The following is a 22,169-nucleotide window of genomic DNA, read 5'->3' on the forward strand; positions in this document are numbered from 1 at the left end:
AGCCCCGTTTCCGGGGCTTTCGTTTCGATCGCGATTACATGCAGGCTTTGCAACCTGCAGCGATGGACAGCGAGTTGCTTTGTTGGTTGCCAACACCGGCAGCGTTGTTGAAGCCACCGTTACCCGACCAGTTGTTGCCTACGTTGGTCATGCTGGCGTTGTTGGTAACTGGGTTTTTCCAGCCGTCTGGGGTCAGCACTTGTTGCGTGGTTACACCAGCAAGACCGAAGGCACCCACAGCTTCGAAGGTGGCTTTCTGATCTTTGCTGCCGCCATTGCCGCCATGGCCTTTGTCGTCGTTGCCATAACCGCCACCGCCGTGGCTGTCACCTTTGATGGTAGCTTCGCCCACGGCGCCGAATACGCCGACGGCGGCGACAGTGCCAGTGAGGGTGTCTTTTTTGTAGGTCTGAGTGCCGTTGTTGCCGACTTGCAGACCTGTAGTGCTTTGGTTGGCAGCAGCAGCGGCTTGCGCTACACGACCACCGGACACAGCGATTGCCAGGTTGTTTTTCTGTTGGTTGAAGTTGCCGGCAGCGTTGTTCACGCCAATGTTACCCGAGCCACTGTTGCCGACGTTGTTCATGCCGGCGTTGTTGGTGCTGGAGTAGTTGCCAACGGTGTTGTTGCTGTTGACTTGAGTGGCGCTGGAAGCGGACACCGCAGAGCCGAAGATGAAGCTTTCGTCAGCGGTGGCCAGAGCCGCGGCGTTGTCTTGCTGGTTGCCGTCACCGGCCACGTTGTTGGCCCCGATGTTGCCGTTGGCGCCGTTAAGCGAGCCACTGATGCCGGCGTTGTTCTGGGTGCCCTGGTTCAGGACGGTGTTACCGCCGTTGTTTTGCACGTCGAGCACTGCAGCACCGGCACCTGCGCCGATTTGCAGCAGTTCTTCCAGGGTAGGGCCTTTTGGTGGAGGAGGATTGTGACCGTGACCACCGTTGTTACCATGATCATTGCCGCCTGCTTGAGCCGCCATTGCCATTACTGCTGCAAGTGCGAAAACCAGTGGTTTGAGAGCCATTGTAGTTTTCATGGTGTTTCTCCATCGTGCTTATTAGTTGGTTAAGTGTTGGTACTTTCTAATTGCACTGCTTTTGTTGTTTGGGTCAGTCAGCGACCCGGATGCTCAGGGTGTTAGCCATACGGTTCCCCACCCCGGCACTCTGGTTCACCTGAATCACCCCTCGGCTGCCGGTGAAGGCCTGATCACTTGTCGTGACCTGGCGACTGCCGGGTGAGGTGCCAGTTGCTCCTGAGCTCGGTAAAAGCGCCACGTTCTGTTGCGACAGGGCGCTGTCGTCAACGCTTTGCGGGGCAGCACTGATGCTGACGCGCGTCACGTTGGCCATCTGGTTGTTGGCACCGGCGCCCTGGTTCACGCCCAGGATCCCGTTGCCATTACTGAAAGAGGTGCCGCCAATGGTGGCGCTGGCGTTCATCGACGGGTTGGCAGGGGTATCCAGCTTTTGCCTGACGATGGTGGTGGCACTGGCATTGGTGCCAATGGCGATCGCTTTGGTGTTGGTCTGTTGCATCTGGTCGCCGGCGGCCTGGTTGACGTTGAAGTTGCCGCGGTACTGCACACCGGTATCCTGGATGTCTGCGTTGTTCACGGAACTCGGATCGGCCATGACGCTGGCACAGCTGAAGAGGGCAAGTAGCAGAAGGGAACGATTCATCTCATTGACCTCCAGCCATGCGAGTCAGCGGCGCCAGACCGGTGCTCAGCGAGCGATTGATCGTGTTGGAGATCGTGCCGCCACCGCCGCCGCCGTGACCGGCACTCATGCCAGGCAGGCCGTTGGGGTTGGTCAGCACGTTCATGCCGGGCATGTCCGAGTTCGGCGTGATCATGTTGCTGCGGATCGAAGCGCCGCTGGCGACACTGGCAAAGTCGCCATCACTGAGTTCGGTGCTGGTCATCGCTTGATGGATTCGATCGGAAGGGTTGGCGTTGACCGTGGTTGGATACGGGTCTTTGCCACCGCTGCGCCCGATTGCAATAGGCTGGACGTCGCGGTTGAGAACGATCACGCCATTGCCTTCGGCCTGAACGTTGAAACTGATGAATGTGCTGGCGGCTGATCCAATCAGCAGAAGGCAGGTCAGGCCTTTATTGATATTCCCCACGGCGGCAATTCCTTCTTCAGTGGGCTGGCTCTTGTCAGCGTTGGGAAGGAGAGAGCGAAAGCTGTGCCGCTTTTGAGTTGTCTATTGTTTTCAACGGGTTGGCGCTGCGGCACGCAATCTTGATATATAACCTGTTTCAGCGCTGAAACAGTCATGTCGACAGCGGCGGGGGCATGGGCGGTGCAAAGCTCTGGAACAAGGGTTTGCCGGGGACTGTTTCACTGGCGTAACAGATGCCCTTTCAGAATGATGAAGGCCATTTAAACGGCTGCTTTGCGCGGAGTCGGGTGTTTCAAGAATGGACACTTGGGCTCCGAAAGGAGCTGTTTGCCAGGTCAATCAGCCATTAAACGCGCCACGGCTTCGAAAGCCTGAGACCGCCGCTCATCCCAATCGCCCTGAATGATCTGCAGCGGTTGCCGTTGTTGTTCCAGCCAGTCGCGGGTGGCCTGAAAGAACGCCATGCGTTCGCTGAGTTGCGGCTGGCAGCGTTGGCCGTCGTCGGTCCAGTCGATCTGCTCCGGCGACAACAGCAGATGCAGGTCGTAATGCCGGGCCAGCAGCTCGGGTTCCAGCCACGCCGGGCAGTCGCCAAACAGGGTCTGGCTCCAGAGGATGTTGCTCAGCAAATGGGTATCGAGAATCAGCAATTGCGGTTGCTGCGCCCGCGCCTGATCCTCCCATTGCAACTGCCCACGGGCGATAGCGGGGATGTCGTTGAGGCAGGTATCGCGTGGATTCTGCTCGATGAACCAGCGCACGTATTCGTCCACTCGCAAGCCGCCGAAGCGCGCCTGAAGGCCAGCGGCCAGCCAGCTCTTGCCGGTGGATTCCGGGCCGGTGAGGACAACCACCTTCATCGCTGCAGCGCCGGATCGGCGCGCCATTCGCGCCAGCCTTGCAGCGCAATCAGGGTGAACAGGGCATACAGCGCGGCGGTGAGGTACAGACCCTTGTACAGGAACAGACCGACGAAAATCACATCCAGCACGAACCACAGCGCCCAGCATTGCAGACGTTTCTGCGCCATCCACAATTGCGCAACCAGGCTGAACGCCGTCAGCGCGGCATCGAGCCACGGCTGCGCCGCGTCGGTCCAGTGCGCCATGGCTGCACCCAGCAGCAGGCTGCCGAGGGCGCCTACGCTCAGGCCGAGCAGTATCGAGCGCTGATCCAGGCGCGTGACTTCACGGCCGTCATGCATCGTCCCGGCGCGGGTCCACTGCCACCAGCCGTAGACTTGCAGCGCGGCGTAAATCACTTGCAGCAACATGTCCGAGTACAGCTTCACGTCATAGAAAATCCAGCTGTACAGCAACACCATGACCAGGCCGATCGGCCAGCACCACGGATTCTGTTTGACCGTCAGCCAGACGGCGATCACACCGAGGGCGGCGGCAAACAGTTCAAGCCCGGACATGGGGGTTCCTTGGGGGAGTTGAGGAGGGAGCGGATTGTACCCAAAAACCTGTAGGAGTGAGCCTGCTCGCGATGGCGGTGGGTCAGCCGCTCTGTGGTTGACTGATACGACGCTATCGCGAGCAGGCTCACTCCTACAGGGGGAGCGGGGTCAGACGCGGAACTGGCGCAGAAGCTGGTTCAGCTGTTCACTCAACTGCCCAAGCTTGACGCTCGCCGCACTCGACTGCTCCGCCGCCAGCGCCGTACTGTGCGACAGACCGGCGGCCTGCGTGACGTTCTGGTTGATGTCCTCGACCACATGCGCCTGTTGCAGTGTGGCGCTGGCAATCGAGGCATTCAGGCCGTTGAGATTGCGCAGGGCCTGGCCGATCGCGTTAAGGCTGGCACCGGCGAGGCCGGCCTGTTCGATGGTCAGTTGCGAGGCCTTGCTGCTGTCGCCAATGACTTTCACCGCCGCTTCGGAATGATTCTGCAGGCGTTCGATCATGCTCTGGATTTCCGCCGTCGACTTTTGCGTGCGCTGCGCCAGCAACCGCACTTCATCGGCCACCACCGCAAAGCCCCGGCCCTGTTCCCCGGCGCGGGCCGCTTCGATGGCCGCGTTGAGCGCCAGCAGGTTGGTTTGCTCGGCAATCGAGCGGATCACCTCCAGCACACTGCCGATCTGCGTACTTTCGGCCGCCAGGGTGCGAATCACTTCGACCGCTTGGTCAATGGTTCCGGACAACTTGTCGATCTGTTGCAGACTGCCGTCGATGTTGATCTGGCCCTGCTGCGCCTGAGCTTCGGCATCGCGCATTTCAGCGGCAGCATGTTCGGCGTTCTTCGCCACATCCTGCACGCCGTAGGTCACTTCGTTGATTGCGGTCGCCACCAGTTCCATCTGCTGCGATTGCTGTTGGCTGCGCTGCTGGGCCTGAGTCGCATCGTTGCCCAGTTCACTGGACGACTGACCCAGCGCACTGGCCGAAACCTGCAGGTCACCGATGACCCGGCGCAACTTGGCGGTGAAGGCGTTGAAGTGATGCGCCAGTTGCGTGACTTCGTCCTGACCGTGGGTGTCGAGGCTACGGGTCAGGTCGCTCTCGCCGCTGGCGATGTTGGCCATGGCGTTCACGGTTTCCTGCAACGGACGGACGATGCTGCGGGCAATCAAAATCACCAGCAGGGCCATGATCACGGCGATCACCAAACCAATCACCGAAGCCTTGATCAACTGCCCCCGGAACTCGCTCTGCACATCATCGACGTAAACCCCGGAACCGAGCACCCAGCCCCACGGTTCGAACAGTTTCACGTAGGAGGTTTTCGCCACCGGTTCGCTGGCACCGGGCTTGGGCCAGCGGTAATTGACCATGCCGGCGCCTTTGTTTTTGGCGATCGCGACCATCTCGTTGAACACCGCGAAGCCGTCTGGGTCGCGGATCGCCGAAAGGTTCTGGCCTTCGAGTTTGGGGTTGGTTGGGTGCATGACCATCACGGGGGTGAGGTCGTTGATCCAAAAGTAATCGCTCTGGTCGTAGCGCAGGCCGCGAATGGCGGTCAGCGCTTGCTTCTGTGCGGCGTCGCGGGTGAGGGTGCCAGCGGTTTCCAGGTCGTGGTAATAGGTCAGCAGGCCGCTGGCGGTCTGCACCACATGCTGGGTTTTCTGCGCCTTGGCGTGGTACAGGTCATCGTGGATCTGCTTGAGCATCAACACGCCCAAGGTCAACAACATGACCACCGCCACAATCAAAATGAGCCACAAGCGTCGGCTGATCGACACACTGCGCAAGCTGTTCATAACGCTGTCACTCCGATTTCTTTTTCTTGTAATAAATCAACGCCAGCATCCAACCACGTTTGGGTGGTCAGGCATACGCGACCCAAGTCGAATAACGCCGCAGCACTATTAAGGCTTGTCTGTTAGGATTTCGGCCCCGCGCGTGAAAACCTGAATCCGAATTGATATTTCACGGAATTTTGACCGTTTCGTGTGGATCCTGTGCGCGCGGAATCGGTACAGCTACGCTGAACGCAGTGAACGTTAGAAAAATATTATCGGGGCATGCCCGCGTGCATCGCTCTTTGGGGGATTGATGGATCTTTGGACCGCCTTGCAGGCACTGATTCTTGGAGTTGTAGAGGGGCTGACGGAGTTTTTGCCCATTTCCAGTACCGGACACCAGATCATTGTTGCCGACCTGCTCGAGTTCGGCGGCGAACGGGCCATGGCGTTCAACATCATTATTCAGCTCGGCGCGATCCTTGCGGTGGTCTGGGAGTTTCGCCGCAAGATTCTCGACGTGGTGATCGGCTTGCCGACCCAGCCGAGTGCACGGCGTTTTACTGCCAACCTGCTGATCGCGTTTCTGCCGGCGGTGGTGCTGGGGGTGATTTTTGCCGACCTGATTCACCAATACCTGTTCAATCCGATCACCGTCGCGACCGCGCTGGTGGTGGGCGGTGTGATCATGCTGTGGGCCGAGCGTCGGCAACATGAAGTGCACGCCGAAACCGTGGACGAGATCACCTGGAAGGACGCGCTGAAAGTCGGTTTCGCCCAGTGTCTGGCGATGATCCCCGGCACCTCGCGTTCCGGCTCGACGATCATCGGCGGCCTGCTGTTTGGCCTGTCGCGCAAGACTGCGACCGAGTTCTCGTTCTTCCTGGCGATGCCAACCATGGTCGGTGCGGCGGTGTACTCCGGTTACAAGTATCGCCATCTGTTTGTGCCGGCGGACTTCCCGGTGTTCGCCATCGGTTTCATCACCGCGTTCATCTTCGCCATGATCGCCGTGCGCGGTCTGCTCAAGTTCATCGCCAGCCACAGTTACGCGGCATTCGCCTGGTACCGGATTGTTTTCGGTCTGGTGATTCTGGCGACCTGGCAGTTCGGCTGGGTGGATTGGTCGGCGGCGAAACCATGAGTGATTCCCGCGCGCGCCGCCCGGATGGACGACCGTCCGGTGGCGGCATTCAGCATCTGAAACTGAAACTGGCGGTGCTGCTGATCGTCTGCGCGCTGCCGCTGTTCGGCTCGCTGTCGATGTGGCTGCGCGGCATCTCGCTGGTGCCGTTGACCGCTTATGGCGTGGTCAGCGTGCTGGCGTTTTTCATGTACTGGGCAGACAAGCGCAAGGCCCGCGCCGATGCGTGGCGCACGCCGGAGAACATCCTGCATGCGCTGGAACTGGCCGGCGGCTGGCCCGGCGCGCTGATCGCCCAACAGGTGTTCCGGCACAAGACGCGCAAGGTGTCGTTTCAGATTCTGTTCTGGGTGATTGTGGCGCTGCATCAGGTGTTCTGGATCGATCAGTTGTTTCTCGGTTCGAACCTGCTTTCACATATTTAAGCTTCACACATGACCCATGTGGGAGCGGGCTTGCTCGCGAAAGCGGTGTGCCAATGGACGAATATGTTGTCTGACACACCGCTTTCGCGAGCAAGCCCGCTCCCACCAAAATCAAAATCAAAAAGCTAGAGCAGTAATCCGATTTGGGTTTTCTTCGGCAACTTGCTCACCACCAACTGATGCGACCGTGTCAGCAACCCGCGTAATTCCTCCGCACCCAGCGGGTAGGGCGGGTGCATGATGATCCACTGCGCCCGCGCCAGATAAGGCGCAGGGTGAATACCCGGGCGGTCGCAATGGCCGAGAAACAGGTCCTTGTCGACCTTGAACGCCAATGAATCCCCGCGCAGCCCTTGCAGGGCAAACATCTTGTTGCCGGCAATCGAGAACACCCGCACGCCGCCCCATTTGTAATCCTCCCGCGCCCCCGGCAAGGCCAGGCAGAAGGCGGCGACATCCGCTTCGTTCATTTTTCCCTTGTTCATAACAACCGCTCCCCACACGCATTGAACGATTCGACCAGATGATCGATCCATGCCCGCACCGCCGGCATCACCCCGCGTCGATGCGGATACACCGCCTGCAACCAGCCGCCGGGCAACGACCACTCGGGCAACAGTTGCACCAGCGCGCCGCTCTCAAGGTCGGCTTCGCAATACATCATCGGCAGCAGGGTAAAACCCTGGCCGGCCAGCACACAGGCCTTGCGCACGATGAAATCATCGATGCCCAGCCGCGCTTCCATGTTCAGTTCGATGCTGTTGCCTTGCTCGTCCAGCAAGCGCACATGCACCATGCGATCGGCCTCCAGCGCGCCGAGCACCGGCAGGTTCTTCAAGTCCTGCGGATGAGTGATGGTTTTGCCCTCGACAAAAGCCGGGCTGGCCACCACGACCATTTGCGCCTGGCGCAGACGGCGGGTGACCAGCAAGGGATCTTCATCGCCCAACTCGCGTACACGCAGGGCCACGTCGAAGCCTTCGGCGACCAGATCCACCCGGCGATTGAGCAGCACCACCTCCAGTTGCACCTGAGGGAATTTGCCGAGGAATTCGCTGATCACCCACGGCAACATTTCCCGCGCCAGACCGGTAGGACAGGATACGCGCAGGCGGCCACGTGGCTCGCTGGACATGCTGGCGACCGCTTCGTCGGCCATCTCCGCTTCCAGCAACATCGCCTGACAGTGACGCAAGTAGCGCTCGCCAACCGCGGTCAGGTTCAACTGGCGGGTGGTGCGTTGCAGCAGACGGGCGCCGAGGCGCTCTTCGAGTTCGGCGATGCGTCGTGACAGGCGGGACTTGGGAATGCCCAGCAAACGCCCGGCCGCCGCGAAGCCACCGGCCTCGACCACCTTGGCGAAATAGTAGAGATCATTGAGATCCTGCATGAAAAGTCCACCGTTCTATCAGTGGGACGAACTATCGCATTGTCGGCGGCTAATCAGCTATTGGTTTCTTCCGTAGGATTGTCTCCATTCCGTCGCCGCCGGCGATTCTTTACAGGAGATTCCACATGAAACTGCTGCACATCGATTCGAGCATTCTGGGCGACAACTCCGCTTCCCGTCAGTTGAGCAGCCAAGTCGTCAAAGCCTGGCAAGCCGCCGAGCCAACCGCCGTGGTCACCTACCGCGACCTGGCCGCCGACGCCATCAGCCATTTCTCGTCGACTACCCTGGTGGCTGCCGGTACCACTGCTGAGCTGCGCGACGCCGCACAACAGCACGAAGCCGAACTGAGCGCCTCGACCCTGGCCGAATTCATCGCTGCCGACGCCATCGTCATTGCCGCGCCGATGTACAACTTCACCGTGCCGACCCAGCTCAAGGCCTGGATCGACCGCGTCGCCGTTGCCGGCCAGACTTTCCGTTACACCGAAGCCGGTCCTGAAGGCCTGTGCGGTGGCAAGAAAGTGGTGATCGTCTCTACCTCCGGCGGCATCCATGCCGGTCAGGCGAGCGGCATCGCTCACGAGGAATATCTGAAGCTGGTACTGGGCTTCCTCGGCATCACCGACATCGAAATCGTCCGTGCCGAAGGTCTGGCCTACGGTGAAGAAGTGCGCAACAACGCGATGAGCGCTGCTCAGGCGAAGATCAGCGAGCAGTTGTTCGCCGCCGCGTAAGCATTGCGTAAAGACCAGCTGCCGTTCAGGTAGCCCCTCAAAAAACTCTGTATTCTGGTTCTGCAAGGGCCAGATGCGGAGTTTTTTGTTTCTGACTGTTGCATAATCTGGCCCGGGTTATGCAGTCAAACGATCAACGTCTGAGTGCAACGCCGCGCCGGATTACCGAACCACCGGGTTTCGGGCGTGTCGGAACACAAAGGATCTTTCGATTGAGTAACACAGGGTGGGCCATCCCATGATGCGTCTTTGTGCAACGTTACTGATTTGCCTGCTCGGCAGCCTCGGTTCAGTGCATGCCGCGCCCGGGCGACACCCTGTCTGGAGTGTCGGTTACCACGAAATGACATTCCTCGATCCGCTGGATCTGCAACCGATGCGCGCCATCGCCTTCTATCCTTCCAGCGACCGCGAACACAGCAGCCTGCTTGAGGGTTACACCGTCGAGGCCGGCGCTGACACCAAGGTCGCGATCGGTCGTTTTCCGATGCTGATGCTGTCCCACGGCAACACCGGCACGCCGCTGGCACTGCATGACCTCGCCACCTCGCTGGCACGCAAGGGCTTTGTGGTGGTCGCGGTGATTCATCCCGGCGACAACTCCAAAGACCACAGCCGCCTCGGCACCCTGAGCAATCTGTATGGGCGGCCGATCCAGATTTCCGAAGCGATCACCGCGACCCTCGGCGACCCGATGCTCTCGCCGTTCGTCAACGCTGATCAGGTCGGGGTCATTGGTTATTCGGCCGGTGGCGAAACCGCGTTGATTCTCTCCGGCGCGCAGCCGGATCTGGATCGCCTGCGCCGCTACTGCCAGGAACGCCCTGACGACCATGATGCCTGCAACACCCAGGGTGAGCTGATCGTCGATCGCGACGATTTGCAGCCAGTGGCCGATTCGCGCGTGCATGCCTTGCTGCTGATGGCGCCGCTGAGCCTGAAATTCGGCCGTAGCACCCTGGCGGATGTGCATGTGCCGGTGCTGCTGTACAGCGGCGATGGCGACAAACTGGTGGCCTTCGACAAAAACGCCGCGGCTCTGGCGCGCAAACTGCCAACCGCACCGGACTTCAAATTACTGGCCGGGGCAGGGCACTTCGTATTCATGGCGCCGTGCAACGAAGAGCAGATCCGCGCCATGCCGGCGTTGTGCACCGACGCCGACGGCGTGGATCGCGAAGACATTCACCGCAACCTGATCTCCGAGGCCGGGCAGTTCTTCTCGCGCACGCTGGGCAAGCCGAGCCGGGCGGGGATGCAGACCGCGGATCAATAAACGACTCAATCTCCCCTGTGAGAGCGGGCTTGCTCGCGAATGCGATAGATCAGTCACTCTATATTTTGACTGACCCACCGCCTTCGCGAGCAAGCCCGCTCCCACAGTGATTTGTACGTAATTTCAGGATGTCGAGTGGTGCTTGAGTACCAAGGTCAACCCCAGCCCGATCACTGACAACAGCGCCGCACTGAAAAAAATCCACGCATACCCCAGATTCAACGCCACTGCGCCCATCAACGGCCCGGCAATCGCCAGCGCCAGATCAAAGAACACCGCATAAGCCCCCAACCCCGAGCCACGGCTGGAGCTGGGCACCTGCTTGATCGCCTCGACCCCCAGCGCCGGATACACCAGCGACAAGCCAAATCCCGCCAGTCCCGCGCCGATCAGGGCGAACGCGGTAGAGGGCGCCAGCCATAGCAACACCAGGCCGACGGTCTCGATGCTCATGCAGGCGATCGCCGAATTGAAACCGCCAAAGCGGCTGATCGCCGAAATGAACAGCAGCCGCGACAGGATGAAACATACACCGAATACCGTCAGGCAATACGCCGCGCCGCTCCAGCCACGGTTGAGGTAATAAAGGGTGATGAAGGTGGTCAGCGTGCCGTAACCGATCGACGCCAGAGTCAAACTGGCCCCATACGGTGCAATCCGCCCGAACACCGCCCAAAAAGGCAGCCGTTCGCCGCGCACCACCGGCACCGAAGGTTTATTGCGGATCAACACCAAGGCCCCGGCGGCCAATATCGACAGAGCGATGCCCAGGCTGGCAAAGCCGTAGTCGGCGACCATGACCACGCCCAGCGGTGCGCCAATCGCTATTGCGCCATAGGAGGCAATACCGTTCCAGCCGATCGACCTCGCCGTGTGTTCGACGCCGACCTGGCCCATGCACCAACTGATGGTACCGACGCCGATCAGGCCCTGTGCGACGCCGAGCAGCAGTCGACCGATGATCAGAATGATCAGGCTCGGCATCGGGAAGTCCTGCAACAGCGTCGAGATCAGCGTCAGCAGCCCGCTGAGCACAATCCCCGACAAGCCAAAAACAATCGCCCGTTTGGTACCCAGCGTATCCGACATGCGTCCGGCCATCGGCCGACTGAGCAGGGTGGCCAGATACTGCGAGCCGATGACCAGCCCGGCAATAATGGCGCTGAAACCCAGCTGCTCATGCACATAACCGGGCAGCACCGCGATCGGCAGGCCGATGCACAGGAAGGCGACAAAGGTGTAGAACACGATGGAGACGATCTGCAGGGTGATCGCCAGGGAGCTTTGCGGAGGCGGTTGCTGCGCAGACATGTGGACTCGTTCGCGGGCGGCGGTGGGAGAGTGGGCATCATGGCTTGGCGTTGAAATAAAAGGAAGCAGGCTAACTATTTTTCCCGGCTATTCCGATTGTTGCTGGTGCCCTCATCGCGAGCAGGCTCACTCCTACAGGAGGGGGCGCATTTCAAATGTAGGAGTGAGCCTGCTCGCGATGGTGTTGGTGCCCGCATAAATATTGGCTCCGAAATGCAAAAAGCCCTGTCACACCGACAGGGCTTTCGCTTGAAGCTTGAAGCTGGAGGCTCGAAGCTGCTCTTAGAACACCACACCCTGACTACGCAGGTAGTCATCGTAAGTGCCGCTGAAGTCAGTCACGCCGTTGGCGCTCAGCTCGATGATGCGCGTCGCCAGGGACGATACGAACTCACGGTCGTGGCTGACAAAGATCAGCGTGCCCGGGTAGTTTTCCAGCGCCAGGTTCAGCGCCTCGATCGATTCCATGTCCAAGTGGTTGGTCGGTTCGTCCATGATCAGCACGTTCGGCTTTTGCAGGATCAGCTTGCCGAACAGCATGCGACCTTGCTCACCACCGGAAATCACTTTGACCGACTTGAGGATCTCGTCGTTGGAGAACAGCATGCGGCCCAGAGTGCCGCGAATCATCTGCTCGCCCTGAGTCCACTGACCCATCCAGTCGAACAGCGTCACGTCGTCTTCGAAGTCGTGCGCATGGTCCTGAGCGTAGTAGCCCAGTTCCGCGGCGTCGGTCCACTTGACGCTACCGGCATCCGGGGTCAGTTCGTTGACCAGGGTACGCAGCAGGGTGGTTTTGCCGATACCGTTCGGGCCGATGATCGCTACGCGCTCGCCGGCTTCAACCTGGAAGCTGAAGTCTTTGAACAGTGGCTTGCCGTCGAAGCCTTTGGCCATTTTTTCGACCATGACCGCCTGACGGTGCAGCTTTTTGTTCTGCTCGAAGCGTATGAACGGGCTGACGCGGCTGGACGGCTTGACCTCAGCCAGCTGGATCTTGTCGATCGCCTTGGCGCGGGAAGTCGCCTGTTTGGCTTTCGAGGCGTTGGCCGAGAAGCGGCTGACGAACGATTGCAGCTCGGAAATCTGCGCTTTCTTCTTGGCGTTGTCCGACAGCAGTTGCTCGCGGGACTGGGTCGCCACGGTCATGTACTCGTCGTAGTTGCCCGGGAACAGGCGCAGCTCGCCGTAATCCAGGTCAGCCATGTGCGTGCACACGCTGTTCAGGAAGTGTCGGTCGTGAGAGATGATGATCATCAGGCTGTTACGCTGGGTCAGAACGTTTTCCAGCCAGCGAATGGTGTTGATGTCCAGGTGGTTGGTCGGTTCGTCGAGCAACAGCACTTCCGGATCGGAGAACAGCGCCTGCGCCAGCAATACGCGCAGTTTCCAGCCTGGCGAGACTTCGCTCATCGGGCCGAAATGCTGTTCCAGCGGAATACCCAGACCCAGCAGCAGTTCACCGGCGCGGGATTCTGCGGTGTAGCCGTCCATCTCGGCGAACTCGGTTTCCAGCTCGGCCACGGCCATGCCGTCTTCTTCGCTCATTTCCGCCAGCGAGTAGATGCGATCGCGCTCGGCCTTGACCTTCCACAGCTCTTCGTGACCCATGATCACAGTATCGATCACGGTGAATTCTTCGTAGGCGAACTGGTCCTGGCGCAATTTACCCAGACGCACGTTCGGCTCGAGCATGACCTGACCGCCGGACGGATCGAGGTCGCCGCCGAGGATTTTCATGAAGGTCGACTTGCCGCAACCGTTGGCGCCGATCAGGCCGTAGCGGTTACCCGCGCCGAATTTGACCGAAACGTTTTCGAAGAGCGGCTTGGCGCCGAACTGCATCGTGATGTTAGCTGTAGAAATCAAAGGTTTTTCCTGCGAAGCATTCTGAGTAGCGAGGGTGCGGCTGGAGCGCTTGGCCCGAGTCAAAGTGCGCTGAAGCGGGACAGTCCCGTCATCAACCAAGGGGGGCGCGTAAAGTTTGGCGGCGATTGTACTGGTCTGGCTCTTTAAACGATAGGGCGATGACGTCGCGCCTGCTGTTTGGCAGATTCAGCGGACAGTTTTTCACAGATCAGGTTCACTATTGGTTACAAAGTATGGCTAAAATGCCATCCGATTACCCAATAGCCGTTAACGGCATGGGCTCAAGGAAGTGCCACCGGGATAGTATTTGTATTCATGCCACTGCATCAGACCCTGGGCCTCTGGCCGGCAGGCGCGCAGTTTGTTCACTTTTGACGTGTGACGATTTCCGTGAAACTCATCATTGCCGCTATTTATGTCATTTCGATTGCATACGTTCACCTTCGTGGACGTGTGCGTCACAAACTGGGCCGTCAACTGAGCGATCACTCGACGTTTCTGGCCCCGATCAACTGCTTCCTTTACCTGTTTTCGAAGAAGCCGAACAAACCGTATCTCGATCCGTCCGAGTTTCCGGACCTGAGCCCGTTGCAGGCGCATTGGGAAGAAATTCGCCAGGAAGGGCAGAACCTGCTGCGCGCCGGTGAGATCAAGCGCTCGAATCAGTACGATGACGTCGGTTTCAATTCGTTCTTCAAAAGTGGATGGAAGCGTTTCTACTTGAAATGGTACGGCGAGAGCCATCCGTCGGCGATGAAGCTGTGCCCGCGCACCACTGAGTTGGTGCAGAGCATCGGTTCGATCAAGGCGGCGATGTTCGCCGAGCTGCCACCTGGGTCGAAACTGGTTCGCCACCGTGACCCGTATGCCGGTTCGTACCGCTACCACCTTGGTCTCGATACGCCGAATGATGCCGGTTGCTACATCAATGTCGACGGCGAGAGCTACCACTGGCGCGACGGTGAAGCGGTGATGTTTGATGAGACTTACATCCACTACGCCGAAAACACCACCGACAAGAACCGCATCATCCTGTTCTGCGACATCGAGCGCCCGATGAAATATCGCTGGGCGGCGGCGTTCAACAGCTGGTTCAGCCGTACCGTGATGTCCGCGGCGGGTGCACCGAACGATGCGGGCGACCGTACCGGTGGGATCAATCGCCTGTTTACCAAAATCTACAAGGTTCGCCTGCGTGGTAAAGAGCTGAAAAAGCGTAATCGCGCGCGCTACTACATGGAAAAATGGGCGATCTTTGGCGGTTTGCTGGCGATCTTCATTTTGATCTGACCGGTGTATCGCGCCTGTTTATGCCATCGCCAGCAGGCTGGCTCCTACAGTGGAATGTGAGTTCAGGAAAGAACGCATTTCAACTGTGGGAGCGATGAGTCTCTCAAAGCCAACCTGTCAGCTTCCTGACAGGAACCGCATCTGATTACTCCCCCGAGGCCTTTTTGGTCTTTCTCGCCGGGGCTGCCTTACTGGCAGGCTTTTCTTTTGCCTTCGCTTTGGCCGGCGCTTTACCGCCCAGGCTGCGTTTAAGCAACTCGGTCAAGTCGATAACATCCGCAGATTTGCGCTCCTCCTCGCCACCCACGGTCTCGACATCCTCGATCTTGCCTTCATGAGCCTTTTTCTCGACCAGGGCCATGATCTTGTCTTCAAACTCGTCCTTGTAGTCCTCCGGGCTCCAGTCGCCGCTCATGTCCTGCACCAGACGTTTAGCCATGTCCAACTCGCCCTTGGCCAGTTGCGGTTTGGTCACTTCGCTGCCCAGCTCCAGCTCATCAAGGCCGCGGACTTCCTGCGGCCAGCGCAGTTTGACCAGCACCAATGCCGATTCCAGTGGCATCAGTGCCGCCAGATATTGCCGAGTGTGCAGGACGACACGGGCGAGGGCGACCTTGTTGGTTTTGCTCAATGTTTCACGCAGCAACGCGTAGACCTTGCCGCCGCGTTTGTCCGGGGCCAGGTAATAAGGCGTATCGATGTTTTGCAGCGGGATCTGCTCGGCATCGACGAAGGAGAAAATGTCGATGGTCTGTGTCGACACCGGGTGCGCCGAGCGGATCTCTTCCTCGCTGAGCACTACGTAGCGACCTTTTTCATAGGCCACACCTTTGACGATGTGCTCCTTGGTGACTTCCTTGCCGGTGACCTTGTTTACCCGTTTATAACCCACCGGATCCATGCTGCGGCTGTCGAGCCAGTCAAAGTCCACGCCGTGCGAAGAGGTTGCCGACACCAGCGCGACAGGGATGTGTACCAGTCCGAAACTGATCGCGCCTTTCCAGATTGCCCGAGCCATGGTGAGTTCTCCAAGTGATGATCAGGTGACCTGTGGCGCAGTGCGAAAGTTTCCGGCATTTGCGTGGCGCGTGGCGTTGCCGGTCAAGCCGTGTTACATCTTGTTTAAGGGCAACGGGTTAACAAATCCGAACCCGGGGCGTAGCGTGGACTCGAAGGCTCTATCACCTGTGCACCGCGAGGCCACCCCATGAAACGACTACTGCCAGGCATTATCGTTCTGCTCCTTGGGGCCGGTCTGGCGCATGCCGACGTCGCGGCACCGTCCGCGCCGCTATTGCTGGCGCAAAGTCCCACCGGCACCAACAACAATCCCTACAACAGCCCGATCCGCCGGGCCAATCCCAACAGCATGCAGGGCACGCAGCCCAGCGCGCCGGCGATTCGCGGGCCGAATACCGTGCCGACGCCCAGTACGCCCACCGTTGGTAACGGCGGGATTGGCAATGGTCAGCAGCAACGCTCGGTGCCGAGTACGCCGCCCAGATTCATCCCCAACCCACCGCCACGCGATGGAGACAGCAACCGTTGAACGGCGGGACTGCGTCCCTGTCAGCCTTTGAAATGAACAAAAGGAATCGTGCATGTTGCGTAAAACCCTTCTAGCCACGCTGTGCGCCAGCGCGCTGATCAGCGCTCCAGCTTTCGCCGCTGCTCCACAAGAGTTGCAAAGCGAGCAGGGCACCCTTGAAGTCACCACGGTCACCCAAGGCCTTCAGCACCCTTGGGCGCTGGCGTTTCTGCCAGATCGTCAGGGCATGCTGGTGACCGAGCGCCCGGGAACCCTGCGGCTGATTACAGCCGACGGCAAGCGTTCCGAGCCCATCAGTGGCGTGCCGAAGGTCTGGGCCAAGGGCCAGGGCGGTTTGCTCGACGTGGTGCTGTCGCCGGACTTCAAACAGGATCGACTGGTCTATCTGTCCTACGCCGAGGGCGGTGGTGCCGGGGACAAGGCCGGTACGGCGGTGGGGCGTGGGCGGCTGTCGGATGACCTGAAGACGATCAGCGATTTCAAGGTGATCTTCCGTCAGGAGCCGAAACTCTCGACCGGCAACCACTTCGGCTCACGACTGGTGTTCGACCGCGACGGTTATCTGTTCATCACCCTGGGCGAAAACAACGACCGACCGACCGCGCAGGATCTCGACAAGCTGCAGGGCAAGGTCGTGCGGATCTTCCCCGACGGCAAGGTGCCGGATGACAACCCGTTCGTGGGCCAATCCGGTGTGCGTCCGGAAATCTGGTCGTACGGCCAGCGCAACCCGCAGGGCGCGGCGCTCAATCCGTGGAATGGCACTATCTGGGAAAACGAACACGGCCCCCGTGGCGGCGATGAGGTGAACATCATTGAGCGCGGCAAGAACTACGGTTGGCCGCTGGCGACCCACGGCATCAACTATTCGCTGCAACCGATCCCGGAAGCCAAGGGCAAGAGTGTCGAGGGTGCGGTTGATCCGCACCATGTCTGGGAGAAGTCCCCCGGTGTCAGCGGGATGGCGTTCTATGACGCTGACCGCTTCAAGCCTTGGCAGCAGAATCTGTTTATCGGCGCGCTGGTCAGTCAGGAGCTGATTCGTTTGCAGTTTGACGGGGACAAGGTGGTGCACGAGGAACGGCTGCTGGGTGAGCTTAAGCAGCGGATTCGTGATGTACGGCAGGGGCCGGATGGCTATCTGTATGTGCTGACGGATGAACAGGATGGTTCGTTGTACAAAATCGGTCTGAAATAACTTCACTTCAGACACTCAGTCTCAATTGTAGTGAGGGGATTTATCCCCGATGGCCTGTGCAGCAGGCCCTTAAAAATTCAGGAGGGCCCGCTTCGCGCGCCATCGGGGCGGTGCGACGTTTCGCTAAATCCCCTCACTACAACGGGTCAGCCAGAGATTTCATTCCGGGGATACAAAACTACCGCTGCCCGCAATTTGCCACGCCCAAACCGGCTCATCTTCTCAAACTCGCCATGGCTGACCGGCACATGCTGGCAGTCCATCGGCTGACGATGCTGGCTGTGATCGACATCCGGATCGTGCAGATACACAAAGTCTTCATCGCAATCGGTGACCACCACCCAATGCGGTGATTTGGAGCGGGTCAGGCGATAGCTGCTGATCAGCACCAGAGGCTGTCCGCCAGCCTGTAACAACTTCGGCAAATCCAGGTGGGTGCCAATCTGCCGATCGATGTCGGTTTCGTGCATTTGCGCAGTGAACTCCTCGTGCACCAGGCGCATGACGTCTTTTTTATGCTCATCGCGCACGCCATCGAGGAACAATGGCCCGGCCATACTCAGCTGCAAACGCACCTTAAAACCCCGTCGCCAGGCCGCCAGTGCCAAGCCCTGGGGGCTGCAGCCACCATGGCCGGAGGTCATGAACACCGTGGTCGCTTCACGCCAGATCTGCAATTCCTCACGCCGCTCCAGCAAGCGCTCAGGTTGCAGCGCGCCCATGGCCATCAGCAGGCAAGCCGGGCCACAGGTGAACTCAGTGGTTTGCGGGTAATAGGGCACCTTGATGTTGCGCGAATCACGGTGCTGAACAATGCGCTTTTCCAGACGCAACGCATCGGCGTGGTCTTCGTAGTAATCGTGAATCAACGCAAAGCGTCGGTAGCCGTTGCGCTCGTAAAGCGCGATGGCGGTGGGGTTGTCGATACGCACTTCCAGGCGCAGGTATGCGCAGTCATGCTCGACGGCGCAGGCCTCGATACGTTGCAGCAACTGTTTGCCCAATCCGCTGCCGCGAGCTTCCCCGGCAATGGCGATCGAGTACAGGCGCGCCAGCGAGGTGCCGCGATGAAACAGCACCAGTGCGTAGCCGAGCAATCGACCGTCGATCTCGGCGACCATTAGCTGCGCGTGGGCGCGGGTGATCATCCACTGAAAGCTGCGGCTGGTGAGCCGGTCGGTGGTGAAACATTGCATTTCCAGGGCCAGCAACGCTGGCAGATCTTCAACTACCGCCAAACGAAAAACAGCACTCATATGACCACCGTAAAAGTTGCGTAACGAAACGGGACTTTCGAAAAACTTCGTGCTTAATAGAAATGGTCTTGTTCTCCAACGGATCAATCTCTATGTCAGCGGTACAGGGTCATTGGCGCGAAGTATCCGAGCAAAGTTTGCCGGCGGCAACTTTTTTAAATCCAGCCATCAGAACTTCCAGTCAAGTGTTGATTATCGTCGAACGCAAGGAAGACTGGGCCTCCTACTTTCCCAGCGAGGACATCGTCACGGCTCAGGAATACCTCGAGCAAACCCGTGACAGCGAGCCGGGCAAGCGGGTGCAGGTGATCAATCTGTGCCGCAGCTACAAGTACCTGGGCCACGGTTACTACTGCTCGCTGCTGGCTGAAGCCCGCGGCCACAAGGTGATTCCATCGGTACGTACCATCAGCGAGCTGACGAAAAAATCACTTTACGGTCTGGCACTGGACGATCTCGATAAAACCCTGGAAAAGGCCCTCAGTCATCACCTTTACAGCGATACCGAAGGTTTCACCTTGACTCTTTACTTCGGCAAGACGCATATCGAGCCGCTGCAGGATCTGGCTCGACAGTTATTCGAAGTGTTTCCTTGTCCGATCCTGTTAGTTGAGTTTCGTCGAACTAACGGTTGGCACATCGAAGGCATAAAGTCCGGCGCTCTGCATAAGTTGCGTGATGACCAAGAAGATCAGTTCGCCAATGCGCTGGACGGCTTCAGCCGTAAAGTCTGGCGGGCGCCACGCTCGCCACAAGTGGCGCGTTACGACCTGGCGATCCTGCACGATCCGCAGGAAGCCTTGCCGCCATCCAACGCCAAGGCGCTGGAAAACTTCGTGCGGGTCGGCAAACGCATGGGCATCGACGTCGAACTGATCGAGCGCAGGGATTATGCGCGGATCGCCGAGTACGACGGCTTGCTGATCCGCGAGACCACCAGCGTCGACAACCACACCTATCGCTTTGCAAAAAAAGCCGAAAGCGAAGGGCTGGTGGTCATGGATGATCCGACGTCGATCCTGCGCTGCACCAACAAGGTGTACCTGACCGACCTGCTCAACAGCCACCAACTGGGCATGCCCGCCACCGAAATTCTCTACAAGGAACGACCGGAAGACTTCGAGCGGGTCGGCGAACGCCTCGGTTTTCCGCTGGTGCTGAAGATCCCCGACGGCTGTTTTTCTCGCGGAGTGATCAAGGTCGAAAGCCAGCAGGCGTTGCTCGAAGCCACCGCCGAACTGTTCGAGCACTCAGTGTTGCTGCTGGCTCAGGAGTTTTTCTACACCGAGTACGACTGGCGCATCGGCGTGCTCAACCGCAAACCGATCTTCGCCTGCCAATACTTCATGTCCAAGGGACACTGGCAAATCTACAACCACAAAGCCAAGGGCCAGGACATCAACGGCGAGTGTCGCACCCTGGCCGTGCACGAGGCGCCGCGAGCGGTGGTGGAACTGGCGGTCAAGACCGCCAACCTGATCGGCGATGGCCTCTACGGCGTGGACCTGAAACAGGCCGGCGACAAAGTGGTAGTAATCGAGGTCAACGATAACCCGAACCTCGACGCCGGCATTGAAGACGCCTACTTGCAGGACGATCTGTATTCACTGGTGCTGGAGGAGTTCGTGCGACGGCTGGAGCTCAAGCGTCGCGGCCAGGCCTGGTGAAGCGCCGATGATCAGCAGTTTCGCATTGAGTCATGGCGCGCTGCAGCGGGTCGAGCGGCTGGACGCCGAGGTGATGCTGTTCAGCAATCCCGATGCGGCCGAGCGCGATTTGCTGCACAGCCACTACAAGGTCGACGAACACGCGTTGGCCTCGGCGCTGGACCCGGACGAGGTTTCGCGAATCGAGTTTCACCCGGATCATTTGTTCCTGATCTGGAAACGTCCGGAAAACTATTCCGGCGGTGGCAGCCTGGCGTTTGAGGTGTCGTCCTGCGGCCTGCTGTTTGCGCCCGGGCAACTGCTGGTGATCGCCACCGACGACACGCCGCTGCACGGCATCGGCACGCGCCAGCCGCTCAATGCACCGCTGGATGTGCTGCTCGATTTGCTGTTCAACAACATCCATCACTACCTCGGCCATCTGAAGGTGATCAAACTGGTGGCCCGCGAGCTTCAACAGAAATTCAACGCCTCGATGCAGAACCAGCATCTGGTGCAGATGTTCAACCTCAGCGAAAGCCTGATCTATTACATAAATGCTCTGCACAGCAACGGCGCGGTGCTGACGCGGCTGCGCAATCACGCGGAAAAACAGCATTTCGGCAGTGAAGCGATCGGGCTGATCGACGACCTGATCATCGAGAATAACCAGTGCTACAAGCAGGCGGAGATCTACTCCACGGTGTTCTCGGGGCTGATCGATGCGCGCGGCAACTTGATGAATAACAGCATGAACAACCTGCTGCGCAAGTTGACGTTGATCAACGTGGTGTTTCTGCCGTTGAACCTGATTGCGAGCATTGGCGGGATGTCCGAGTTCAGCATGATGACGGCAGGCACGCCGTGGTGGATTTCTTACCCGTTGTTTCTGCTGGTGATGTTGTTGGGGGCGGGGGGGATGTTGTTGGGGCTGCGGCGGCTGGCCCAGTGATTGATCGGTGCCTGAGCTGACACCTTCGCGAGCAAGCCCGCTCCCACAGTGGATTGCGGGTTGGCAGGGGATCTGTGCCTGATACAAATCCCTTGTGGGAGCGGGCTTGCTCGCGAAAGCTATTTCAGCAGCACCGGAGGCTCAGGATCAGCCCGCTGGATCTGGCACAATCACTTTCCGGCGCTCCCGAACCCCACGCACCACCAGATACAACAACGGCCCGATCGACACAAACACTGCCGTCAGCAACAGATATGGCACCACCGACCAGATCGACATTCCTCGCGAGCGGGCATCCTTGACCATCCATACCCCGGCCAGCGTCGCCAGCAGATACAGATCAATCACCACCTGCGCTGTATCCGGACGCGACATCAGGCTGATACCGAAGTCGATCAACGACTGTTCGGCCTGGAGCATCACCGATACGGTGTAGCCAGTAAACGCAATCAACGCAGTGAGGGGCAGGGCGACAGACATCATGCATTCCTTCCTTGGGTAATGAGCAGAATCGCCAGCCTACCTTGGCATCCGCAAATAAGCCATTGACTCGCCGGCCGCCGCCGGGCTAATTTCAGGCCCATGACTTCCACCGTATTGCGCTGCCAGCCAAGCATTATTACCGCCATTCCTCATTTGGCGGGCTAGCTCACGACTGCAGCACCCAACCCGCCCTAGAGGCGGGTTTTCATTTTCTGTCTCCAGGGTTTTAACAACGATGGCTCCCTGTAGGAGCTGCCGAAGGCTGCGATCTTTTGATCTTGCTTTGGATTTGAGAAATACAAAGTCAAAAGATTGCAGCCTCCGGC

22 protein-coding genes are annotated in these 22,169 nt (G+C 59.1%); 9 read left to right on the forward strand and 13 right to left on the reverse strand.

Annotation, left to right across the window (positions count from 1 at the left end; all coding sequences use genetic code 11):
• Positions 1 to 34 precede the first annotated feature (34 nt).
• The 6 genes from KCG87_RS07470 to KCG87_RS07495 form a co-directional block, all read right to left on the reverse strand.
• Complete coding sequence (locus KCG87_RS07470) at positions 35 to 1,033, reverse strand: heme utilization protein (protein ID WP_098964144.1); 999 nt, start codon at positions 1,031 to 1,033, stop codon at positions 35 to 37.
• Between the two features lie 73 nt (positions 1,034 to 1,106).
• Entirely contained in the window at positions 1,107 to 1,679 is a 573-nt protein-coding gene (locus KCG87_RS07475; protein ID WP_098964143.1) for an adhesin, read from the reverse strand.
• A gap of 1 nt (position 1,680) precedes the next feature.
• Positions 1,681 to 2,130, reverse strand: coding sequence for a hypothetical protein (locus KCG87_RS07480; RefSeq protein WP_098964142.1), 450 nt, complete (start codon positions 2,128 to 2,130; stop codon positions 1,681 to 1,683).
• 335 nt (positions 2,131 to 2,465) lie between these two features.
• Positions 2,466 to 2,990, reverse strand: coding sequence for an AAA family ATPase (locus KCG87_RS07485; RefSeq protein WP_027612704.1), 525 nt, complete (start codon positions 2,988 to 2,990; stop codon positions 2,466 to 2,468).
• The gene (gene pnuC, locus KCG87_RS07490) at positions 2,987 to 3,550 is read right to left on the reverse strand and encodes a nicotinamide riboside transporter PnuC (RefSeq protein WP_095136075.1); all 564 of its coding nucleotides are present in this window, start codon (positions 3,548 to 3,550) and stop codon (positions 2,987 to 2,989) included. Before pnuC ends, KCG87_RS07485 begins: the two co-directional genes overlap by 4 nt.
• 150 nt (positions 3,551 to 3,700) lie before the next feature.
• A complete protein-coding gene (locus KCG87_RS07495; RefSeq protein ID WP_139053896.1) occupies positions 3,701 to 5,335 on the reverse strand; it encodes a methyl-accepting chemotaxis protein in 1,635 nt (544 codons plus the stop codon).
• 295 nt (positions 5,336 to 5,630) lie between these two features.
• On the opposite strand from KCG87_RS07495, the gene KCG87_RS07500 reads away from it, so the two are divergent.
• Together KCG87_RS07500 and KCG87_RS07505 are read left to right on the forward strand one after the other, a co-directional pair.
• Positions 5,631 to 6,461, forward strand: coding sequence for an undecaprenyl-diphosphate phosphatase (locus tag KCG87_RS07500; RefSeq protein ID WP_098964138.1), 831 nt, complete (start codon positions 5,631 to 5,633; stop codon positions 6,459 to 6,461).
• Entirely contained in the window at positions 6,458 to 6,886 is a 429-nt protein-coding gene (locus tag KCG87_RS07505; protein ID WP_027612708.1) for a DUF1294 domain-containing protein, read from the forward strand. The genes KCG87_RS07500 and KCG87_RS07505 overlap by 4 nt, the downstream gene beginning before the upstream one ends.
• 125 nt (positions 6,887 to 7,011) lie before the next feature.
• Here KCG87_RS07505 and KCG87_RS07510 read toward each other — a convergent pair whose 3' ends face one another.
• Both KCG87_RS07510 and KCG87_RS07515 read right to left on the reverse strand, forming a co-directional pair.
• Positions 7,012 to 7,371 carry an MmcQ/YjbR family DNA-binding protein gene (locus KCG87_RS07510; RefSeq protein ID WP_183780033.1) on the reverse strand — a complete coding sequence of 120 codons (360 nt, stop codon included), beginning with the start codon at positions 7,369 to 7,371 and terminating at the stop codon, positions 7,012 to 7,014.
• Positions 7,368 to 8,276, reverse strand: coding sequence for a LysR substrate-binding domain-containing protein (locus KCG87_RS07515; RefSeq protein WP_098964136.1), 909 nt, complete (start codon positions 8,274 to 8,276; stop codon positions 7,368 to 7,370). Before KCG87_RS07515 ends, KCG87_RS07510 begins: the two co-directional genes overlap by 4 nt.
• A 125-nt stretch (positions 8,277 to 8,401) precedes the next feature.
• Here KCG87_RS07515 and KCG87_RS07520 point away from each other — a divergent pair, with 125 nt between their 5' ends.
• Both KCG87_RS07520 and KCG87_RS07525 read left to right on the forward strand, forming a co-directional pair.
• On the forward strand, positions 8,402 to 9,013 hold the full coding sequence (locus KCG87_RS07520) for an FMN-dependent NADH-azoreductase (protein WP_064587669.1): 612 nt from the start codon (positions 8,402 to 8,404) through the stop codon (positions 9,011 to 9,013).
• A 238-nt stretch (positions 9,014 to 9,251) separates the two neighbouring features.
• Positions 9,252 to 10,289, forward strand: a complete 1,038-nt coding sequence (locus KCG87_RS07525) for a dienelactone hydrolase (RefSeq protein ID WP_027612711.1) — start codon at positions 9,252 to 9,254, stop codon at positions 10,287 to 10,289.
• 123 nt (positions 10,290 to 10,412) lie between these two features.
• Here KCG87_RS07525 and KCG87_RS07530 read toward each other — a convergent pair whose 3' ends face one another.
• Both KCG87_RS07530 and KCG87_RS07535 read right to left on the reverse strand, forming a co-directional pair.
• Positions 10,413 to 11,600, reverse strand: a complete 1,188-nt coding sequence (locus tag KCG87_RS07530) for an MFS transporter (RefSeq protein WP_210557242.1) — start codon at positions 11,598 to 11,600, stop codon at positions 10,413 to 10,415.
• 282 nt (positions 11,601 to 11,882) lie between these two features.
• Positions 11,883 to 13,469: an ABC-F family ATPase gene (locus KCG87_RS07535; protein ID WP_027612713.1), complete on the reverse strand. Its 1,587-nt coding sequence runs from the start codon at positions 13,467 to 13,469 to the stop codon at positions 11,883 to 11,885.
• A 390-nt stretch (positions 13,470 to 13,859) separates the two neighbouring features.
• Between KCG87_RS07535 and lpxO the strand changes: the two genes are divergently transcribed.
• Positions 13,860 to 14,759 (forward strand): lipid A hydroxylase LpxO, encoded by a 900-nt coding sequence (lpxO, locus tag KCG87_RS07540; protein WP_098968420.1) that lies wholly within the window; start codon positions 13,860 to 13,862, stop codon positions 14,757 to 14,759.
• 145 nt (positions 14,760 to 14,904) lie between these two features.
• Here the strand turns inward: lpxO and KCG87_RS07545 are convergent, their stop codons facing one another.
• Positions 14,905 to 15,777: a Ku protein gene (locus KCG87_RS07545; protein WP_027612716.1), complete on the reverse strand. Its 873-nt coding sequence runs from the start codon at positions 15,775 to 15,777 to the stop codon at positions 14,905 to 14,907.
• 189 nt (positions 15,778 to 15,966) lie between these two features.
• Between KCG87_RS07545 and KCG87_RS07550 the strand changes: the two genes are divergently transcribed.
• Entirely contained in the window at positions 15,967 to 16,308 is a 342-nt protein-coding gene (locus tag KCG87_RS07550; protein ID WP_098964134.1) for a hypothetical protein, read from the forward strand.
• A gap of 52 nt (positions 16,309 to 16,360) precedes the next feature.
• Positions 16,361 to 17,506, forward strand: a complete 1,146-nt coding sequence (locus tag KCG87_RS07555; protein WP_210557240.1) for a PQQ-dependent sugar dehydrogenase — start codon at positions 16,361 to 16,363, stop codon at positions 17,504 to 17,506.
• Between the two features lie 146 nt (positions 17,507 to 17,652).
• On the opposite strand, the gene rimI is transcribed toward KCG87_RS07555, so the two are convergent.
• Positions 17,653 to 18,762, reverse strand: a complete 1,110-nt coding sequence (gene rimI / locus KCG87_RS07560; RefSeq protein ID WP_210557238.1) for a ribosomal protein S18-alanine N-acetyltransferase — start codon at positions 18,760 to 18,762, stop codon at positions 17,653 to 17,655.
• A 92-nt stretch (positions 18,763 to 18,854) separates the two neighbouring features.
• On the opposite strand from rimI, the gene KCG87_RS07565 reads away from it, so the two are divergent.
• Positions 18,855 to 20,429 (forward strand): RimK family protein, encoded by a 1,575-nt coding sequence (locus KCG87_RS07565; RefSeq protein ID WP_096796561.1) that lies wholly within the window; start codon positions 18,855 to 18,857, stop codon positions 20,427 to 20,429.
• 7 nt (positions 20,430 to 20,436) lie between these two features.
• Positions 20,437 to 21,360 (forward strand): magnesium transporter CorA family protein, encoded by a 924-nt coding sequence (locus tag KCG87_RS07570; RefSeq protein WP_135295886.1) that lies wholly within the window; start codon positions 20,437 to 20,439, stop codon positions 21,358 to 21,360.
• A 147-nt stretch (positions 21,361 to 21,507) separates the two neighbouring features.
• On the opposite strand, the gene KCG87_RS07575 is transcribed toward KCG87_RS07570, so the two are convergent.
• On the reverse strand, positions 21,508 to 21,843 hold the full coding sequence (locus KCG87_RS07575; protein ID WP_210557236.1) for a DUF2834 domain-containing protein: 336 nt from the start codon (positions 21,841 to 21,843) through the stop codon (positions 21,508 to 21,510).
• Between the last annotated feature and the right edge of the window lie 326 nt (positions 21,844 to 22,169).

It is taken from the genome of Pseudomonas sp. MWU347 (genome assembly GCF_017947305.1).
GTDB classification, from domain to species: Bacteria; Pseudomonadota; Gammaproteobacteria; order Pseudomonadales; family Pseudomonadaceae; genus Aquipseudomonas; species Aquipseudomonas putida_A.

What these genes read in the sequence shown, in the direction of transcription:
- KCG87_RS07545 (WP_027612716.1), bottom strand. Translation starts at nt 15,777, where the DNA reads ATGGCTCGGGCAATCTGGAAAGGCGCGATCAGTTTCGGACTGGTACAC.
- KCG87_RS07565 (WP_096796561.1), top strand. Translation starts at nt 18,855, where the DNA reads ATGTCAGCGGTACAGGGTCATTGGCGCGAAGTATCCGAGCAAAGTTTG.
- rimI (WP_210557238.1), bottom strand. Translation starts at nt 18,762, where the DNA reads ATGAGTGCTGTTTTTCGTTTGGCGGTAGTTGAAGATCTGCCAGCGTTG.
- KCG87_RS07530 (WP_210557242.1), bottom strand. Translation starts at nt 11,600, where the DNA reads ATGTCTGCGCAGCAACCGCCTCCGCAAAGCTCCCTGGCGATCACCCTG.
- KCG87_RS07555 (WP_210557240.1), top strand. Translation starts at nt 16,361, where the DNA reads ATGTTGCGTAAAACCCTTCTAGCCACGCTGTGCGCCAGCGCGCTGATC.
- KCG87_RS07575 (WP_210557236.1), bottom strand. Translation starts at nt 21,843, where the DNA reads ATGATGTCTGTCGCCCTGCCCCTCACTGCGTTGATTGCGTTTACTGGC.
- KCG87_RS07525 (WP_027612711.1), top strand. Translation starts at nt 9,252, where the DNA reads ATGATGCGTCTTTGTGCAACGTTACTGATTTGCCTGCTCGGCAGCCTC.
- KCG87_RS07510 (WP_183780033.1), bottom strand. Translation starts at nt 7,371, where the DNA reads ATGAACAAGGGAAAAATGAACGAAGCGGATGTCGCCGCCTTCTGCCTG.
- KCG87_RS07505 (WP_027612708.1), top strand. Translation starts at nt 6,458, where the DNA reads ATGAGTGATTCCCGCGCGCGCCGCCCGGATGGACGACCGTCCGGTGGC.
- KCG87_RS07470 (WP_098964144.1), bottom strand. Translation starts at nt 1,033, where the DNA reads ATGAAAACTACAATGGCTCTCAAACCACTGGTTTTCGCACTTGCAGCA.
- KCG87_RS07520 (WP_064587669.1), top strand. Translation starts at nt 8,402, where the DNA reads ATGAAACTGCTGCACATCGATTCGAGCATTCTGGGCGACAACTCCGCT.
- KCG87_RS07485 (WP_027612704.1), bottom strand. Translation starts at nt 2,990, where the DNA reads ATGAAGGTGGTTGTCCTCACCGGCCCGGAATCCACCGGCAAGAGCTGG.
- KCG87_RS07475 (WP_098964143.1), bottom strand. Translation starts at nt 1,679, where the DNA reads ATGAATCGTTCCCTTCTGCTACTTGCCCTCTTCAGCTGTGCCAGCGTC.
- KCG87_RS07515 (WP_098964136.1), bottom strand. Translation starts at nt 8,276, where the DNA reads ATGCAGGATCTCAATGATCTCTACTATTTCGCCAAGGTGGTCGAGGCC.
- KCG87_RS07495 (WP_139053896.1), bottom strand. Translation starts at nt 5,335, where the DNA reads ATGAACAGCTTGCGCAGTGTGTCGATCAGCCGACGCTTGTGGCTCATT.
- KCG87_RS07550 (WP_098964134.1), top strand. Translation starts at nt 15,967, where the DNA reads ATGAAACGACTACTGCCAGGCATTATCGTTCTGCTCCTTGGGGCCGGT.
- KCG87_RS07500 (WP_098964138.1), top strand. Translation starts at nt 5,631, where the DNA reads ATGGATCTTTGGACCGCCTTGCAGGCACTGATTCTTGGAGTTGTAGAG.
- pnuC (WP_095136075.1), bottom strand. Translation starts at nt 3,550, where the DNA reads ATGTCCGGGCTTGAACTGTTTGCCGCCGCCCTCGGTGTGATCGCCGTC.
- KCG87_RS07570 (WP_135295886.1), top strand. Translation starts at nt 20,437, where the DNA reads ATGATCAGCAGTTTCGCATTGAGTCATGGCGCGCTGCAGCGGGTCGAG.